The sequence below is a fragment of the Sphingomonas sp. RB1R13 genome (assembly GCF_036663775.1).
Taxonomy (GTDB): Bacteria; Pseudomonadota; Alphaproteobacteria; order Sphingomonadales; family Sphingomonadaceae; genus Sphingomicrobium.
The window spans coordinates 1,253,446-1,270,514 of sequence record NZ_JAXOJM010000001.1 but is presented as its reverse complement, the minus strand read 5'-3'; the positions used below and the strand labels follow the sequence as shown (position 1 = coordinate 1,270,514).

At 65.0% G+C, this 17,069-nt stretch carries 13 protein-coding genes and 1 tRNA gene; 7 read left to right on the top strand and 7 right to left on the bottom strand.

Features of this window, described 5'->3' with window-relative positions:
- Window positions 1–32: 32 nt before the first annotated feature.
- Both U1700_RS06055 and U1700_RS06050 read left to right on the top strand, forming a co-directional pair.
- On the top strand, window positions 33–224 hold the full coding sequence (locus U1700_RS06055) for a hypothetical protein (protein WP_332751011.1): 192 nt from the start codon (window positions 33–35) through the stop codon (window positions 222–224).
- A gap of 33 nt (window positions 225–257) precedes the next feature.
- Window positions 258–1,874, top strand: coding sequence for a hypothetical protein (locus U1700_RS06050; RefSeq protein ID WP_332751009.1), 1,617 nt, complete (start codon window positions 258–260; stop codon window positions 1,872–1,874).
- A gap of 237 nt (window positions 1,875–2,111) precedes the next feature.
- Here the strand turns inward: U1700_RS06050 and U1700_RS06045 are convergent.
- Window positions 2,112–2,187 (bottom strand) — tRNA-Thr (locus U1700_RS06045).
- Between the two features lie 166 nt (window positions 2,188–2,353).
- Between U1700_RS06045 and U1700_RS06040 the strand changes: the two genes are divergently transcribed.
- Together U1700_RS06040 and U1700_RS06035 are read left to right on the top strand one after the other, a co-directional pair.
- The gene (locus tag U1700_RS06040) at window positions 2,354–3,616 is read left to right on the top strand and encodes a PAS domain-containing protein (RefSeq protein ID WP_332751007.1); all 1,263 of its coding nucleotides are present in this window, start codon (window positions 2,354–2,356) and stop codon (window positions 3,614–3,616) included.
- A gap of 163 nt (window positions 3,617–3,779) precedes the next feature.
- On the top strand, window positions 3,780–3,956 hold the full coding sequence (locus tag U1700_RS06035) for a hypothetical protein (RefSeq protein ID WP_332751006.1): 177 nt from the start codon (window positions 3,780–3,782) through the stop codon (window positions 3,954–3,956).
- Between the two features lie 17 nt (window positions 3,957–3,973).
- On the opposite strand, the gene U1700_RS06030 is transcribed toward U1700_RS06035, so the two are convergent.
- Complete coding sequence (locus U1700_RS06030; protein ID WP_332751004.1) at window positions 3,974–4,621, bottom strand: response regulator transcription factor; 648 nt, start codon at window positions 4,619–4,621, stop codon at window positions 3,974–3,976.
- A 181-nt stretch (window positions 4,622–4,802) separates the two neighbouring features.
- Here U1700_RS06030 and U1700_RS06025 point away from each other — a divergent pair, with 181 nt between their 5' ends.
- Together U1700_RS06025 and U1700_RS06020 are read left to right on the top strand one after the other, a co-directional pair.
- Entirely contained in the window at window positions 4,803–9,413 is a 4,611-nt protein-coding gene (locus tag U1700_RS06025; protein ID WP_332751002.1) for an NAD-glutamate dehydrogenase, read from the top strand.
- Entirely contained in the window at window positions 9,410–10,279 is an 870-nt protein-coding gene (locus tag U1700_RS06020; RefSeq protein WP_332751001.1) for an ATP-grasp domain-containing protein, read from the top strand. The genes U1700_RS06025 and U1700_RS06020 overlap by 4 nt, the downstream gene beginning before the upstream one ends.
- Here the strand turns inward: U1700_RS06020 and U1700_RS06015 are convergent.
- From U1700_RS06015 to U1700_RS05995, 5 genes are all read right to left on the bottom strand, one after another.
- The gene (locus U1700_RS06015) at window positions 10,193–10,474 is read right to left on the bottom strand and encodes a ribbon-helix-helix domain-containing protein (protein ID WP_443025886.1); all 282 of its coding nucleotides are present in this window, start codon (window positions 10,472–10,474) and stop codon (window positions 10,193–10,195) included. The genes U1700_RS06020 and U1700_RS06015 overlap by 87 nt on opposite strands.
- A 10-nt stretch (window positions 10,475–10,484) precedes the next feature.
- Window positions 10,485–11,207 (bottom strand): acetoacetyl-CoA reductase, encoded by a 723-nt coding sequence (gene phbB / locus U1700_RS06010; RefSeq protein ID WP_332751000.1) that lies wholly within the window; start codon window positions 11,205–11,207, stop codon window positions 10,485–10,487.
- Between the two features lie 82 nt (window positions 11,208–11,289).
- Window positions 11,290–12,306, bottom strand: a complete 1,017-nt coding sequence (gene hemH, locus U1700_RS06005; protein ID WP_332751152.1) for a ferrochelatase — start codon at window positions 12,304–12,306, stop codon at window positions 11,290–11,292.
- Between the two features lie 8 nt (window positions 12,307–12,314).
- Window positions 12,315–14,468, bottom strand: coding sequence for a molybdopterin cofactor-binding domain-containing protein (locus U1700_RS06000; RefSeq protein WP_332750999.1), 2,154 nt, complete (start codon window positions 14,466–14,468; stop codon window positions 12,315–12,317).
- Complete coding sequence (locus U1700_RS05995) at window positions 14,465–16,132, bottom strand: class I adenylate-forming enzyme family protein (RefSeq protein WP_332750998.1); 1,668 nt, start codon at window positions 16,130–16,132, stop codon at window positions 14,465–14,467. Before U1700_RS05995 ends, U1700_RS06000 begins: the two co-directional genes overlap by 4 nt.
- A gap of 60 nt (window positions 16,133–16,192) precedes the next feature.
- On the opposite strand from U1700_RS05995, the gene lgt reads away from it, so the two are divergent.
- Window positions 16,193–17,068, top strand: coding sequence for a prolipoprotein diacylglyceryl transferase (lgt, locus tag U1700_RS05990; RefSeq protein ID WP_332750996.1), 876 nt, complete (start codon window positions 16,193–16,195; stop codon window positions 17,066–17,068).
- Window position 17,069 lies beyond the last annotated feature (1 nt).

Below are 17,069 nucleotides of genomic sequence, written 5' to 3'. Positions count from 1 at the left end.
AGTTGCCGTGTCTCTGACGAAAGGCAAATCAGATGGAGAAGACTGACACCATGCCCCCCGGCGGCCTCGCAAACAATCGTCATGGACGCGTCGAGATTGCAGATCCTGCCATCTTTGAACGCCTGAATCTTCGTCTGACGGACGCGGTGGTACAGCAGATCCGCCAGCTTGAGGAATCGATTCAGACGGCGGAGCAACGGCTCGGCACGTTCCGCGTCGGCTAAAAACCTCCCCTCAGGACAGGAAGCTGGGGGTCGATGAAAGCCGGCATTTCGGTCCACGCTTTGAAAGACGATGCGCAGTGGGCGGCTTTCGTCTCTTCACTGAACGGCGTGCCAAATCTCTTACTCCAGAACCTAGCTGATCGGCTCCGCGCAGCCGGAGCTATTAGTGCGCTTTGGGAAGGTGCTTACATCGATCGCGACTTCTCGGCCGCGTATTCAGCTTTCTACTCAACGCTGTTTCGCCCGTACCGGAAGTTCTGCAGCCGCGTCCATTTCTTCGCGTCGGATGTGGCTCCCATCCTTGCTCTGGCCAACGTTTCGGAGGTCGTAGCCGGGATTGAGGCTGTAGCGAAAACCTACCTAGGGGACATCGTGTTGCGTCCCTTGGCACATGCACCAGTCAGCTCGGCGCACTTGGCGGCGGTAGCGCTTGCCGGAGATCCCGTCCAAGAAGTCTCGGTCCGGTCGGTTTTCAAAATCCACTTGCTCGGAGTGGAGTTAAAGGTCGACGCGATGCCGCTCACGCAGCAGGATACGCGCACCGGCGCCTGCGCTCAGGCCACGATGTGGATGGCGGGCCGCCACTTTCACAACCGGCACTCTGCACCCTGGTTCTCGATGCCAGACATCACTGAGATCGCGCTAAATCCGACAGACAGCGGGATAACGCGGTCACTACCGGCCGGATCTGAGTATTTGACGCAGGACAATATGGTTAGGGCTTTGCGCGCCATGGGGCGGCACCCAGTCATGTACGCCCCCGATGAGATCGTAGCAGGCGCCTTGGTGTGGCAAAATGTTCGGCCGAAGGACATTGTCGCTCGCTATGTGGACTCGGGCATCCCGGTCTTGCTTGGGGTGCAAAGCGCCGGAACGGCGATCGGTCACGGTCTGGTAGCTGTCGGCAGCGAGCGGGATGCCGCAAAGGACTTAAGCACGATCGCGGCCGGGTCAACGACGGCAGAGTTTCTGACCCATTTTTTGGTTAATGACGATCAACGTGGCGCCTACAACCGTCTACCTATCTCAGCGACCCAAAAGACTGGCAACGACCCGTTTTGCCTCGAAACAGACATCAAGTTCATTCTCGTCCCACTACCCGAGAAGGTCTTCATGACCGGCGAAACGGCAGAGCTAATCGCAAAAGACATGATGGGACAGGTTGCTGCTAGCCGCCAAGTGCTTGCTGACCAAGCATTGGGTGCGGGAAGCGGGTGGGATGTTGAGCCGGGGACCTACGCGGCGGTCGCGGCGGGAACGCTCGTGACCCGGACATACCTGACATTCGGGTGGAAGTACAAAGCTCGCACCTTGCGGAATGGCGTGTCAGAGCATCTGAAGAAAGAGTTGCTGATGACTCAACTGCCCAGGTATGTCTGGGTAACTGAGTTTTCTCAGCCAACTGAGGCAAGCGACGTTGATACTTGCAAACGATTAGTTAGAGGTCATGTCGTTGTTGACGCGACGGGCAGCCGCTTCTGGGACAGCACGTTGATAATCGATGCTCCCGGCCTGTCGGTTCTGTGGCACTTTGACCCTGTTACACCTTCGTCACCTCCGTCCTTAATTGTAAACGCTGACATGGTCAGCACGCCCTACTGGCCGAAAATTAGAGGTGACCTCGAATACGCCAGTTGCAAGGTCACGTGATGTAGCCGTTTTGCCTGAGATTAGGTCGGCCTCAGCCGCCGATCAGCAAAGAGTGCCCCACCGATCGGCGAAGGTCTAATGGTGATCTATTGTCCAAAGGTCTGACGCGCTCATTCGCTGACGCAGAAGCATTTGATCCGCAGCGAAACAATGATCCGTGCTTGCTATATGATTGCTAGCGCGGAAAAAAGGAATCCCTTGCCACACCCGCAAGCTTGCTAAGTCATTGATTTTAGGTGGTGCCGCCTACAGGACTCGAACCTGTGACCCCCGCATTACGAATGCGATGCTCTACCAACTGAGCTAAGGCGGCGTATGGACCAGCGCTGCGCCCACTATCAGGCGTTGCGTGAGGCGGCAAGCGGCTTGGCGGTGGGGGCGCAATCGGGTCCGCGCCCAAGATGCTTAACGGTTTCGCAACGGCTTTGCGGGCATTGGTATCTCCGATCTGGATTTACCTAAGGCGGACGCGACACACGATGGACAGCTTCAGCCCCACCGGCGCCTCGTTCGACGACGCCACGCTCGCCGGTGTTGCGGCGGGTCCCTCGCTCGAGCCTGAAGCGGCATTGGTGATCGGCAATGACGAACGGCGGATGCACGTTCGCGCCTATAATTACTGGGCAAGCTTGCTCGAGGAGCGCGATTTCCCCTCAATCGAGGACCTCGATCCCGACAGCGTCGCCGACTTCAGCGCGCATAGCGTATTGCTCGACTTCACCGCCGGGCGTGACAATCCCGCGACCCCCTATGTCGGGGCCGCGATCCGCGCCGAGTGCGGGCTCGACGGTGATGTCGCGACGATCGCCGGCGTGCCCCCGCGATCTTTGTTGTCGCGGCTTACCGACCATTATCTTCAGATTATCGCTAACCGCGCCCCGATCGGGTTCGAGGCCGAGTTCGTCAATCAGCGCGGCGCATCGATCTGCTATCGCGGTATCCTGATGCCCTTCTCGTCCGATGGCGAAACGATCGACTTCATCTATGGCGTGATCAACTGGAAGGAAGCCGCCGACGAGCCGAAGGAGGGGAGCGCGCCGCTGATTGCTTCGCTTGCCCCGGTCGACCCCGAGCCTGCCGCGACGGTGCCGCACCTTAGCTGGAACGATGGCCCGCTTCATGACGAAGGGGACGGCAGCAATGCCGTCGCGCTTGTCCTTGACCCGGAAGCAGGACTTGCCGACCGCTTGTGTGTTGCGCGCGCCAGTGCCGAAGTGTGCAAGGCGCAGGATGGCCGTAGCCGCGCCGCCCTCTATCGTGCGCTGGCCATGGCCTATGACTTTGCCGTCGCCACCCGCCGCGCGACGGCCGATTATGCCGAGATCCTCGACGATGCCGGGGTCAAGGCGCAGGCCCGCGCGCCAATGACCCCGATCGTCAAGCTCGTCTTCGGGATCGATTATGACAAGACCCGACTGACCGAATTTGCCGCTGCGCTAAGCAATGCCGAGCGCTGCGAGGTCGACTTCGGCGGTTTTCAGTCATTCATCGATCATCGCCCGGGCGGGCTCAAGGGCCTTGTCGCGGCCGAACGGATCGCGCGCCGCCCCGCCACAACGGAGGCCGCGGTCGACCCGCGCGACGCACTTCGCTCGGTCGCGTCGATGCGCCTCGAAGACCTTGCCACCAACCAGGAATTCGCGCTTGTGCTCACGCGGCGCGGCCCGTCGGGGGTCCTTGAGATTATTGGTTTGGTCCATGACGACAAGATGGTCGAGCGTGCCGTCCGTCGGATTGGCTGATCGGGCGACGCATCACCCGGATGTCGACCGGCACCGCTGACTTTTCCGACGTCCCGTATTTTCAACAGCTAGCGGTTAAACTCCCGAGGTTCGACATCACTCGTCGAACGATGAGGGGCCGCACGGTGACGATGCTTGCTCGCGTTGCGGCAAGGAGATCAAGGTGGGAAGCGGTTCCGCCGGTCATTACTGGGCTGAACGCCATCGCGACGCGCTGGCCAAGGCAGACCAGACAAGTGACCACGGACTGCGCGAGATTTATATCGAGCTTGCCGACCATTATCTGACGATGGAGCAACTGGTGACGGAGGCCGAGAAACGGGCTGCGGCCAGATTCTAGCTGGCCAGCGAGCGCCGTCAGTAGCGTCGATCCGCCGGCAATGGCCATGGCACGATGCCGCCGAGCATCGCCAGGTGAATCGCTTCGGCGGTGCTGCGCGCGCCCAATTTGGCAAGCATGTTGGCGCGGTGCATTTCGACCGTGCGCACGCTCAGGTCGAACGTCCGCGCGATGATTTTGTTGGGCGCACCGGCAACCAGCATGCGCAAGACCTCGCCTTCGCGCGGCGACAGGCTGGCGGTCCGGTCAAGCGCGTCCTGGCGGTCGGCGGTAGCGCCTATACGCTTGGCAAGCGCCGTCTGGGCGGAGCCGACGAGGTCAAGCAACGCACTGCTGGCGAACGGTTTTTCGATGAAGTCGAGCGCGCCGGCCTTGATCGATCGGACGGCTCGGCCAATGTCGCCATGGCCGCTGATCACGATCACCGCAAAGCGCTGGAGCAACAGCATATGCTCCTCGAGCAGGTCGAGCCCGCTAAGGTGCGGGATCCTCAGGTCGAGCAGCAGCACGCCCGGCGGAACCGTGGGCGCCACCTTTAGGAATTCCACGGCACTGGCATAGCCGCTGCTGTGATAGCCGACCGATGCCAGCAGCGCGACCATCGACGTCCGAAACGACGGGTCGTCGTCAACGACGTAACAGGTGCCAGTAGCGCCAGGCGACACACAACTCTCCCACCCAAGCCCGCTTCTCGTTACCCTCATTACGTTAACATGGTTTAGCGACCATGGCCCAGCTTATGCCTGCACCGTAACGGGCCGGGCGTTTTTGCATGGGGTTGGCTAGCGTTCATGGCAGGGTCTATAGTAGCAACGACCCTCAACGACTTTGCTGGAGCTTGCCGCGATGACCGCCGAAACCCTCGTCGACGACTCGATCGCCGACGCGATTCGCCGTGCACTGGTCGGGCATGCGCTTCCCGGCGAGATTGCCGGCTTCGACAAAGCGGCGCAGACCGAAGCGGCACTGTTCATCGCCTTGTTGATTACCACCCGCCCCCCCGGAAAAATCGCGATTCGCCTCGAATCGATTGGTGGGGAGGCGGGGCATCGGCGGATGCGGCTGGGTATCGTCAATGACGACATGCCGTTCCTGGTCGACAGTATTTCAGGCGCAATCTCGGCCAAGGGGCTGGCGCTTCACCGCCTGCTTCACCCGATCGTTCACGTCACCCGCGATGCAGAAGGCAAGCTGGTTTCGATCGGCAAGGGCAATGCTGAATCAATCGTCTATGTCGAGCTTGACCGCGCCGATGCCCGTGCTCGTCATGAACTTGAGAATGAACTGGAGGACGTGCTCGGCGACACACGCGCGGCGGTTGCCGACTGGCCCCGGATGACCGCGACGATGGTCGAGGATGCCGCCTCGCTCGATGGCAGCGATGCCGAGGGCGCGGCGCTCCTGCGCTGGCTCGCCGACAATCATTTCACGCTGCTCGGCCATGCCCTGCTCCGCGCCAACGGCAAGGTCGAAGGGCGGCTCGGCGTGCTCAAGCGCAGCGTCGCCTTGTGGGAGGGCGAGGACGATGCCGTCATCGACCATTTGGCAATGACCAAATGGCCGGTCCAGATTTTGAAGGCCGACCGGATCTCACCGGTTCACCGCCGCGTGCCACTCGATGTCGTGCTGGTGAGACATGGCAAGGACAGCGTGTCGATTTTCGCCGGACTGTGGACCAGCGCCGCGCTGCGCCGTCCGGCAGGCGATGTGCCGGTCCTTCGCCAGTGGCTCAAGGAACTCGACGCGAGCCTTGGCTTCGCCACCAACGGCCATGCCGCCAAGGCGCTGACACACGCCATTTCGACCCTGCCCCATGACGTGCTGATATCCCTCGGTCCCAATGAAGTGCGCGAAGCGGCGCTGACCGCTATGTCGCTCGCCGATCGTCCGCGACCGACGCTACTGCTTCTCCCGGGCTCGCTGCGCCGCCATTTGTTTGCCTTCGTGTGGCTACCCCGCGACGAGCTGACCACCCGCCGCCGCCTCGCGATCGGCAAGATGATCGGCGATGCCGCACGATCGACCGTGACCAATTGGTCGGTCGAGCTTGGCGACGGTGAGCTTGCGCTGATCCGATATACCCTGCCGCTCGCTCCCGGCAGCGCCACCCCCGATGCCAAGGCGCTTGATGCCCAGCTGGTCGAGATGGTCCGCGGCTGGACCCCGGCGGTCGAGGCCGAGCTCGCCACTCTCGCCGGACCGTCGCGCGCAACCCGCCTCTCGCTGACCTATTTGTCCCAGCTTCCCGACGACTATCGCCAGCGCACCCCGGCGCGAGAGGCCGCGACCGACATCCTCCGCCTGGCCGACCTCCACGAAAGCGAGCGCGGCGCGCGGCTGGTGCGGATGGCGAGCGATGGCCAGGGCCAGTTGCACCTCAAGACTTACCGCCGCGACGGGCTGATCGCGCTCAGCGAAGCCGTGCCGGTGCTCGAGAATTTTGGCTTCCGCGTGCTTGAGGAAATACCGACCCCGCTCGGCGACGGCAATCATGGCACGATCCATGATTTCCTGCTTGAGCTCCCTCCCGAGACCAACCTTGACGCGCTGATGGCGCGTGCGACACTGATCGAAGATGCAATTGCCGAAGTGCTCGGTGGCGGCGCCGAGAATGACGCCTTCAACCAGCTAGTGCTGTTCGCCGGGCTCGACCCCAAGCCAGTAGTCTGGCTGCGCGCCTGGTTCCGCTACCTGCGCCAGACCGGGGTCGCTTATGGCCTCGCCACGGTGGTCGACGCGCTTCGTCGTGCCCCGCAAGCGACCGAAGCGCTGATCGCGCTGTTCGGCGAGATTCACGATCCGGCGAAAAAGGGCCGCGACGCCGATCGCCAGCGCTCCGGCTTCGATGCCGCATTGCAGGCCGTCCGCGGGATCGACGACGACCGCATCCTGCGCCTGCTCCGCGCAGTTGTCGAAGCGACGCTGCGGACCAACGCCTTCGCCCCCGCCGCAGCTGAGGCGATCGCCTTCAAATTCAACTCCAGCCTTGTCCCCGGCTTGCCCGTGCCGGTGCCGTGGCGTGAAATCTGGGTTTATTCACCGCGCGTCGAAGGCATTCACTTGCGCGGCGGCCCGGTGGCCCGCGGAGGGCTTCGCTGGTCCGACCGGCGCGATGACTTCCGTACCGAGATCCTCGGGCTGATGAAGGCCCAGCTGGTCAAGAATGCGGTGATCGTGCCGACCGGGGCCAAGGGCGGTTTCTATCCCAAACATCTGCCCCCCGCGTCGAACCGCGACGCGTGGCTGGCCGAAGGCACCGAAACCTACCGCATCTTCATCCGCGCTCTCTTGTCGATCACCGACAATATCGTCGATGACAAAGTCACCCATCCCGATGGGATTGCCGTACTTGACGGCGACGATCCCTATTTCGTGGTTGCCGCCGACAAGGGCACTGCGACCTTCTCGGATGTCGCCAACGCGATCGCGCTGGATCGGGGTTTCTGGCTCGGCGATGCGTTCGCATCGGGTGGCTCCAACGGCTATGATCACAAGGCGATGGGGATCACCGCCAAGGGCGCGTGGATCTCGGTCCAGCGCCACTTCCGCGAGGCCGGAGTCGACGTTCAGGTCGATCCGGTACTTGTCGCGGGCTGCGGCGACATGTCGGGCGACGTGTTCGGCAACGGCATGCTGCTGTCGCAATCGATCAAGCTGGTCGCCGCCTTTGACCATCGCCACATTTTCATCGATCCCAATCCCGATGCGGCCAAGAGCTTTGCCGAGCGGACGCGCATGTTCGCCCAGCCCCGCTCGAGCTGGGACGATTATGATCGCAAGGCGCTGTCAAAAGGCGCGATGATCATTCCGCGCTCGCTGAAATCGATCGACCTGACCAAACAGGCCGCCGCCGTGCTCGGCCTTGCCGATCGCAAGACCGACCCGACCGCGCTGATCAACGCGGTCCTTAAAGCGCCGGTCGACCTGATGTGGTTCGGCGGCATCGGCACTTACATCAAGGCCTCGACCCAACCCCATGGTGCGGTCGGCGACCCGGCCAATGATGCGCTTCGGGTTGACGCTACCGAACTCCGCGCCAAGGTCATCGGCGAAGGTGCCAACCTCGCCATCACCCAGGCCGCGCGGATCGAGTTTGCCGCACGCGGCGGGCGGATCAACACCGACTTCATCGACAATAGTGCCGGGGTCGATTGTTCGGACAACGAGGTCAACATCAAGATCCCGCTCAACCGCGAAATGCGCGAAGGGCGGCTGACCGAGGACAAGCGCAACAAGCTGCTGGTCAAGATGACCGACGATGTCGCCGAGCTGGTGCTTGAGGACAACCGGTTGCAAAGCCTTGCCTTGTCGATCGCCGCGGCGCGCGGAGCGACTGGCCTGCCCGGCTTCGTGCGGACCGTCGAAATGCTGGAGGCATCGGGCCGGCTCGATCGACGGGTCGAGGGGCTCGAGACGAGTGAGGCGCTGCTTCGCCGGGTGTCGGAAAATCGTGGCCTGACCCGGCCCGAACTCGCGGTGCTGCTGTCGATGTCGAAGATGGCGCTTCAGTCGGCGGCCGAGCGGCTGCTACTCGCCGACGATCCGATCCTCGAGCCCGAGCTGTTTGCTGCCTTCCCCAAGCCGATGCAGAAGGAACATGGCGACGCGATCCGCCGCCACCGCCTGCGGCACGAGATCATCGGCACCAAGGTCGCCAACCGCCTCGTCAATCGCCTGGGACCGAGCATGGCACTCGACCTGACCGAGGAAGAGGGTGTGTCGCTCGGCCAGGTCGTGGCGGCGTTCCTCGTTGCCGAGCGATTGCTCGACCTCGACATGTTGTGGACCCGCATCGAGGAGGCCAGAATTTCCGAGCTGGCCCGAATCCAGCTGTTCGCGACGGCTGCCCAGGCCATCCGCAGCCATTTGTCCGACGTGCTTAGATCAGGTGGGAGCGAGACCAGGGTATCGACGCTGATCGAACTGCTTGCCCCGGGCTTTGCCAAGGTCGCCAAGGGCCGCGCGACGCTGATCCGCAGCGAGGTGCAGGCCGAGTCCGCCGCGCGACGTGAGCAATTGCTTGGCATGGGCGCGGGTGAGGTGATCACCGACACGCTCGTGCGCCTGTTCGAGCTCGACGGCGTCTTCGCCATTGCCGCGCTCGGGGCCCGACGCGACGTCGACGAGCTTGCCCTGACGAAAGCTTACACCAGGCTGGGTGAAGCGCTCGGACTCGACTGGGCGCAGCAGCAGGCAGCGCGCATCATGCCCGCCGACCCCTGGGAGCGGTTGCTCGTCGCCGGGCTCAACCGCGACTTCGAACAGCTGAGGATCGACTTCCTCGGCCGCACCCGCAACGACGATCCCGATGCCGCGGTCGATCGCTGGGTTGAGCGCAACCAGGCGCGGATCGACCAGTTCCGGCGGCTGGTCGCCCGGGCGCGCGGGACGGGAGCGGTGTCGGTGCCGATGCTGGCCCAGGTCGCGGCCCAGGCGCGGATCCTGCTGGCACGATGATGAAGGCCGTCCTGCTGTGCCCCGCGCCCGATTATCCCGAGGCGTTCGACTGGGCCTATGACAACCAAGCCGCGGCGTTGGAGCAGGCGGGGTTTGAGGTGGTCGGGCGGCGCTGGACCGACGAGGCGCCCGAGGCGGGGGCCGACATCGTCCTGCCGCTGGTGGCGTGGGGCTATCATCAGCGGGTCGCCGAATGGCACCGCTTGCTCGACCGGCTCGAGGCCGATCGGGTGCCGCTGATCAACCCCGTCGCGCTGCTCCGCTGGAACAGTGACAAGGCCTATCTGGAGGAACTTGGGCAAGCCGGAGTGGCGGTCGTTCCGACGATGCGAAGCGACACGCTTGGACACGGTACCCTGGCCGCCGCCAGGGCCCGGTTCGGGGTCGACGATCTGGTCATCAAGCCGCCGGTCAGCGCGGGGGCCGATGGGACTTATCGGATTGGAATCGGGGATGAAATTCCGGTTGACGTGTACGGAAAGGCGATGCTGGTCCAACCTTACCAGCGATCGATCGGGAGCGTCGGCGAGCTGTCGATCTTGATGTTCGGCGGTACCTATTCGCACGCGCTGATCAAGCGGCCAAAGGCGGGGGATTACCGCGTCCAGCCGCACCTCGGCGGAACGGAGCAATTGTGCGACGCGCCAGTGGAAGCGATTGCGGTAGCCGAGGCGGCGCTGGCCAAGGCCCCGGCACGCCCGATCTATGCCCGCATTGACCTGATCGCCGACGATGCGGGCCAGTGGCAGCTGATCGAACTGGAGCTGATCGAGCCTGCCTTATGGCTGGGGCTCGCCCCCGGCAGCGCTGCCCGTTTCGGCGATGCGATCCGCCGCGAGGCCGAAGAGATATTGGCGAAGCGCTGAGGTCAAGTTCGGAACGCGCGTCGCCGACAATCGCGCCGCATCGACCTCCGCCACCACCGCCGCGAGCGCCCTGCCCTGCCGCGCCGCCTCTGTCTCGAGCGCCGCCCAGAAAGCCGGCTCGAGGCTGATCGAGGTCTGGTGCCCGGCGATGGTCATCGATCGCTTGAGCGGCGGGTGATAGTCGGGACGCGGCACGCGGCGCCCGTCAGTACATATGCTGGCCGCCGTTGATGCTGAGTGTCGAGCCAGTCACAAACCCCGAATCCTCGCCGGTCAGGAAGACCACGCCTTTGGCGATCTCGCTGGCCTTGCCGAGGCGGTTGACCGGGATTTTGGCGACGATCTTGGCGAGCACTTCCTCGGGCACCGCCGAGACCATGTCGGTGTCGATATAGCCCGGCGCGATGGCGTTGACGGTGACGTTATTGCGTGCGCCTTCCTGCGCCAGCGCCTTGGTAAAGCCGTGGATGCCCGACTTGGCGGCGGCGTAGTTGACCTGGCCATATTGTCCGGCCTGGCCGTTGATCGAACCGATGTTGACGATCCGGCCATAGCCGCGCGCCTGCATGCCCTCGAACACCGCTTTCGCCATGTTGAAGCAACCGCCAAGGTTGGTGTCGATGACGTCCTGCCACTTCTGGTGGTCCATCCGCTTCATCGTCGTGTCGCGGGTAATGCCGGCGTTGTTGACGAGGACATCGACCGGGCCCAGATCGGCCTCGACCTGCCGGACACCCGCCATGCACGCTTCGTGGTCGGCGACGTCCCAGCGATAGACTTTGATCCCGTTGGCGACGCTGAAGGCGTTTGCCCGGTCGTCATTGCCCGCGTAGGTGGCGGCGACGGTCATTCCGGCTTCCTTGAGGGCAAGACTGATTGCCTCGCCGATCCCGCGCGTGCCCCCGGTGACGACTGCGACTCTGCCCATGATGCTCTCCTGTTTTTCTGGCCTGATTTTCTGGCCTGATTTTTGCCAAGGCTAGAGGCTGATCGGCGGTGGGGGAAGCCTTTTACGCGAGCGAATTGCCCGGCCACCATCCACCCAGTTCCCGGCGAGTGATTTTCTCAAGCATTGCCATCCCGGCCTCGCCGTCGTTGAGACAGTCGAGCCGCGCGAAATGAGTGCCCCCGGCTTCGATAAATTGCTCGCGACCGCGAATGCCGAGCTCCTCGATCGTCTCGAGGCAGTCGGCCGAAAAGCCCGGCGCGGCGATGGCGAGCTTTTTGACACCCTTCCCCGGGAGCCCGGCAAGCACGGTATCGGTCGCGGGTTCGAGCCATTTGGCGCGGCCGAAGCGCGACTGGAAGCTGACTTCGGTGGCGATCGAGAGCTTCTCGCCGACCAGCCGCGCAGTCTTGCGGCAATGGCAATGATAGGGATCACCGAGAGTAAGCGTGCGCTGCGGCATGCCATGGAAGCTCAGGAGGAGGCGATCGGGGGTGAAGTCGAGCCCGTCCAGCTGGCGACCGAGGTCGGACGCCAGCGCGTCGATGTAAAGCGGGTCGTCATGATAGGGCGGGAGCGTGCGAAGGGCGGGCTGCCAGCGCTTCGAGGCGATGGCGGCGAAGATGGCGTCGTTGGCACTGGCCGTCGTTGCGCCGCTATATTGCGGGTAGAGCGCGGCGGCGAGAATGCGGGTGCAGCCCTGGGCGAACAGCCCGTCGAGCGCGGCGAGGATGGCGGGATTGCCGTAGCGCATGGCGTAATCGACCACGACATCGGGGCCGAGGCGCTGTTGGAGCGCGCGTGCCTGGCGCTTGGTGATCGCGGCAAGGGGGGAGCCGTCCTCGCTCCACACCTGCGCATAGGCATGGGCGGATTTCTTGGGGCGGGTGCGGAGGATGATGCCGTGGAGAATCGGTTTCCACGCGATGGCGGGGATTTCGATCACGCGGCGGTCGCTGAGAAACTCGGCGAGGTAGCGGCGCACGGCCTTGGCATCGGGGGCGTCGGGGGTGCCGAGGTTGATCAGCAGGACGCCGATTTTTGCGGGCGGGATGGCCGGGTGGTCGGCGGGGAGCGGCATGGCGTCGATCATGCGGTTGCACTTAGATTGAACGGCAGTTGGCGCAAGCGGCGACCGGCCGAGGCGAGGGCATTGGCGACGGCGGCGGCGAGCACGGTCGAGGCGAGGCCCGACACGCCGCCGGGGGGTTCGTGGCTGGGGATGAGTTCGACCTCGATCTTCGGCGCAGTGGCGAGGGTGACGAGGCCGAGGGCGCGGCGCGGGCGGGCGCGGGGCATGGCGGCAACGATTTGCGGCGCGAGCGCGGTGGCGGTGTCGAGCGCGGCGAGGAGTCCACCCTCAATCTGCTGGCGGACCAGCGCCGGGTTGATGGCGCGCCCGCAATCGACCGCAGCGACGAGCCGGTCGACGATGACGTGCTGATCAGGGCCGATGTGCGCCTCGGCAAGCAGGCCGATGTGCGAGCCGAAGGCGCTGGCGCAGGCGAGGCCCTTGCTGCCACCGCCGCCGCCGTCCCAACCGCCGATGGTCGAGGCCGCCATCAGCGCCTTGGCCAGCCGGACATTGCCGCCGAGCAGGCCGATGCGGAACGACAGCGGCTCGGCGCCCTGCGCGCGGGCGAGTTCGTCGATAAAGCTTTCGCTGAGGAAGCTGGCCACGCCGTCGAACCCGCCGCGCAGATAGCCGGTGCGGATCGGCAGAGTGACGGGAACGCGGTCGATGCGGATCGTCGGGACGCCATAGGGAATGATCGCGGCGGCGAGGTCTGGTGCGGGGAGCGCGGTGCCGGCGAGGGTCGCGAGCGCGCCCTCGATCCCGGGGGCGGTGACGATCCGCGCGCTCCACGCCGACAGACCCCCGCCGGGGGCAGGCAGCGCGGCGAGGCGGGCAAGGAGTGGTGGGCGGAGCGGTTCGTGGTTGGTGGCCACGCTGTGCGGGATGGTCAGCTGGACGGGGCGGCCGGTCCGCTTGGCGAGGGTCACCGCGATGGGGACGGCGTCGGCTTCCAGCGCGCGACCCGAGGCGCTTCCGACGGGCATCGGGTAGAGGGTGATCGCGCCGAGCGGGGCGCCGGCGGCTTTCGCGGCGGCGGCGCGGGCGAATTCGGGGGCTTGCGTGGGCGCCCAGACTTCGAGCCGGTCGCCGGTGAAGCGGGCGGTGGCTGAGAGCGGTTCGAGCCCGAGATGCTGGGCGGGGGCGATGCGGTAGGTCGCGGTCAGCGGGCGAGTGCCGGCGACGGCCTTGGCATAGTCACCGCGCTGGAAGAAGGTGTCGCCGCCGTCGCCGTCGAGTGCGGCGGTCATGGCGGCATCGAGGTGGCGGCTGTCGGCGTTGCTCGGCCCGGTGAAGCGCGGGTCGGCGGCGATGAGGGCGCGATCGGCAGCATCCCAGGTGTCGGCGATGACCGCGAGCCAGGCGTCGGTGACGACGACGTCGCGGACCCCCGGGATACGGCGCGCGGCGGGTTTGGAGAAACCGGTAAGGCGGCCGGCCGGGGGCGCCATGCGGAGCGAGGCGAAGACCATGCCGGGGAGGCGGACGTCGGCGGCGAAGCGCAGGCTGCCGTCGATCTTCGGCGGAAGGTCGAGGCGGGGGAGCTCCTGGCCGGCGAGCTTCTGGGGTCCGCGCGGCGGGACGTCGGCGGGATCGCGATCGGCGGCGTCGGCGGCAAGTTTGGCGAAGGGAAGCGATTTCCCCTCATGGGTGACCGCCCCTTCGGCGGTGTCGCATTCGGCCGGGGGGACCTTCCAGTGTCGCGCGGCGGCGGTGATGAGCAAGGCGCGGGCTCCGGCGGCGGCGGCGCGGAGCGGCTCCTCGAAGGCGCGGATGCTGGTCGATCCGGCGGTGATCCGCAGGCGGGCGCGGGTCTCGCGGACGGTCCAGGGTTTCAGGCCGGGGACGTCGATCAGGCGATTGGCGTAGAGCGGCGACGAGGGCGCGGGCTCGACCGCCATTTGCTCCCAGCTCGCGCCGAGTTCGTCGGCGACGATCTGGGCGAGGCCGGTCCATGTCCCCTGCCCGGTCTCGGCCTGTGGCATGGCGACGGTGACCCGGCCATTCTCGGCGATCTTGATGAACGCGCCGAGGACGGCTTCTTTGCCATTCCGCGCGGCGAGCCCGCTGCCGATGCGGCGCGGCCAGGCGGCGTAGGCGACGATCAGGCCGACCCCGACCCCGCCGCCCACCAGCAGCTGTCGGCGGTCGAGGTCAGCGAAGCTCAATGGCCGTACATTCCCTTGAGCGTGACGCGGTCGATCTTGCCCGTGCCGAGGCGGGGCAGCGGGTCGGGGTCGAAGGTGAAGCGCGCGGGGATCTTGAACCTGGCCAAGCGCGGTTCGAGGAAGGCCCGAAGCTCGGCCTCGTCGAGGGTGTGGCCTTCGGTGACGTGGACGACCGCGACGGGGACTTCGCCAAGCCGGTCGTCGGGGGCGCCGAAGACGCACGCCTCACCAACCGCGGGGCAGGTGTAAAGTGCGGCCTCGACCTCGGCGCAGGCAATATTCTCGCCGCCGCGGATGATGATGTCCTTCTTGCGGTCGACCAGGAACAGATAGCCCTCCTCGTCGAGGTAGCCGACGTCGCCGGTGCGGAACCAATGGTCGGCAGTGAAGGCGGCAGCGGTCGCGGTGGGGTTCTTCCAATAGCCGCGAATATTGGCAGCCGAGCGGATGGCGACTTCCCCGCGCTGGTTGGGGGCAAGTTTCACGTCGCCGTCACCGAAGATCGCCAGCTCGACGAACGGCGGCTGGGCGCGGCCGGTCGAGGCGGGTTTTTCGGCGTAATTGCTCCAATAGTTGGAACAGCCCACGGCATTGGTCTCGGTCAGTCCATAGCCAAGCGCGGGCTGGGCATTGGGAAATTCCTCAGCCAGCCGCTTGACATGGGCGACCGGGCGCGGCGCCCCGCCGGCGGTGATGTCGGTCAGCGTCGACAGGTCGTAATTGCCGTGATCGGGGTGGTTCATCAGCTCAAGGCTCATCGTGGGGACGCCGACGAAATAGGTGATCTTCTCCGCCTCGATCAACTTCATCGCCTCGACCACGTCCCACTTTGCCATGACGACCATGCCGCGGCCGATGACGAAGCTGTTGAGCATCAGCGGGATTTCGCCGGTGACGTGGAAGAAGGGCACGCTGACGAGGGTGCGCGGCGGGTTGACCGGGGGGCGGCCCTCGCGCGTGAGGATGCCGAGCAGGGTCATGAGGCCCGTGGCATAGGCATAGACGGCGGTGGTGACCGCGCGATGGGTCGAGACCGCGCCCTTGGCATCCCCGGTCGATCCCGAGGTGAACAAGATGGTGGCGTCATCGGTTGGCAGGACGGTCGGCAGCGGAGCGGGGGCGACACCCTCAATCAGCGGCGCAAGCGCTTCGGCCAGCGGACACTCGATCGGAAGCGTGACCAGCTCGGCGGTGCTGCCGGATGCCTCGATCCGCGCGGCGCGGGGAATGTCGGCAACGATCAGTCGCGGGTCGGACAGGGTGAGGCCGTGGCTCATTTCGTTAGCCTGCCACCAGCCGTTGACGAGGGTCGCGATGGCGCCGGCCTTGACCACGGCCATGTAGACCACCAGCCACGACGGGCAGTTGCGCATGGCGATGGCGATCCGGTCGCCCTTGACGATCCCGCGCCCGACGAGTGCGCCCGCGACCCGGTCGGACCAGTCGTTGAGCTGGGCAAAAGTCAGCCGCTCGTCGCCCGCGACCAGCGCCTCGACCGCGCCGTTCAAGGTGCAAAAGGTTTCGAAGAAACTCGGCAGGGTCGCCGGCAGGTTGGTCGCGATGGGCAGCCCCTGCTCGTCCTGTCCGACGACGACACGCCCGCCAGGCCCCAAAACTTCGGCCAGCGATTCATCAAACTTGGCATCGAGCAGCGAACGCATCATCCCTCCTTTGCCTTTATGGCTGAGGCCCTTATGAGGCGGCAACGCCGGAGGGGGAAGCCCATGTTGACGATGATTATCGGGTCGATCGACTGGACCCGGCTCCACCTCGATCCCGTCGCCGTCAACCTGGGTTTCTTCCAACTTAAATGGTACAGCCTCGCGTATCTGGCGGGGATTTTCTCGGCTTATTATTATCTGCTGAAGCTGATTGACCAGCCGGGATCGCCGCTCGCCCGTCGCCATGCCGATGATTTGGTATTCTATGCCAGCCTGGGCGTGATCATCGGCGGGCGCGTCGGCTATGTGCTGTTCTACAACCTAGGCTACTATCTCCAAAACCCGATCGACATGGTCAAGCTGTGGGACGGGGGAATGAGTTTTCACGGCGGAGTCGTGGGGGTCACCGTCGGGATCCTCTACCTGGCGCGCAAGAACGGGCTCAACTGGCTTCGCGTGCATGACTATGTCGCTTGCTGTGTGCCGCCAGGGCTATTTTTTGGGCGGCTCGCCAATTTCGTCAATCACGAGCTGTGGGGCGCACCGACCACCGTACCGTGGGGGGTTCGCTTTCCAGAGATCATCGGCGGGATGCAGGGGCTCGGACCGGCGCGGCACCCGAGCCAATTGTACGAAGCGCTGCTCGAGGGGCTGCTGCTGTTCATCATATTGGCAGTCATGTTCTGGCGGACGCAGGCGCGTTACCAGCCGGGCAAACTCGTCGGCGCGTTCATTTTTTTCTACGGCATCTTCCGCTTCGGGCTGGAATATATCCGCGAGCCCGATGCCCAGCTGTCGCGCTTTGCCGAGGCGACGGGCTTGCACATGGGGCAATGGCTGTGCGTGCCGATGATCCTGGGCGGGATTTACCTGATGGCCACGGCCAACGGGCGGCGGCACCGGGTCGAGCCGATCGCGGGCCCTGCCAGCATTGCCTGAG

Coding starts and splice junctions, on each gene's coding strand:
- lgt (WP_332750996.1), top strand. CDS start 16,193: ATGTTGACGATGATTATCGGGTCGATCGACTGGACCCGGCTCCACCTC.
- hemH (WP_332751152.1), bottom strand. CDS start 12,306: ATGCCGCTCCCCGCCGACCACCCGGCCATCCCGCCCGCAAAAATCGGC.
- U1700_RS05995 (WP_332750998.1), bottom strand. CDS start 16,132: ATGATGCGTTCGCTGCTCGATGCCAAGTTTGATGAATCGCTGGCCGAA.
- U1700_RS06055 (WP_332751011.1), top strand. CDS start 33: ATGGAGAAGACTGACACCATGCCCCCCGGCGGCCTCGCAAACAATCGT.
- U1700_RS06040 (WP_332751007.1), top strand. CDS start 2,354: ATGGACAGCTTCAGCCCCACCGGCGCCTCGTTCGACGACGCCACGCTC.
- phbB (WP_332751000.1), bottom strand. CDS start 11,207: ATGGGCAGAGTCGCAGTCGTCACCGGGGGCACGCGCGGGATCGGCGAG.
- U1700_RS06025 (WP_332751002.1), top strand. CDS start 4,803: ATGACCGCCGAAACCCTCGTCGACGACTCGATCGCCGACGCGATTCGC.
- U1700_RS06020 (WP_332751001.1), top strand. CDS start 9,410: ATGATGAAGGCCGTCCTGCTGTGCCCCGCGCCCGATTATCCCGAGGCG.
- U1700_RS06050 (WP_332751009.1), top strand. CDS start 258: ATGAAAGCCGGCATTTCGGTCCACGCTTTGAAAGACGATGCGCAGTGG.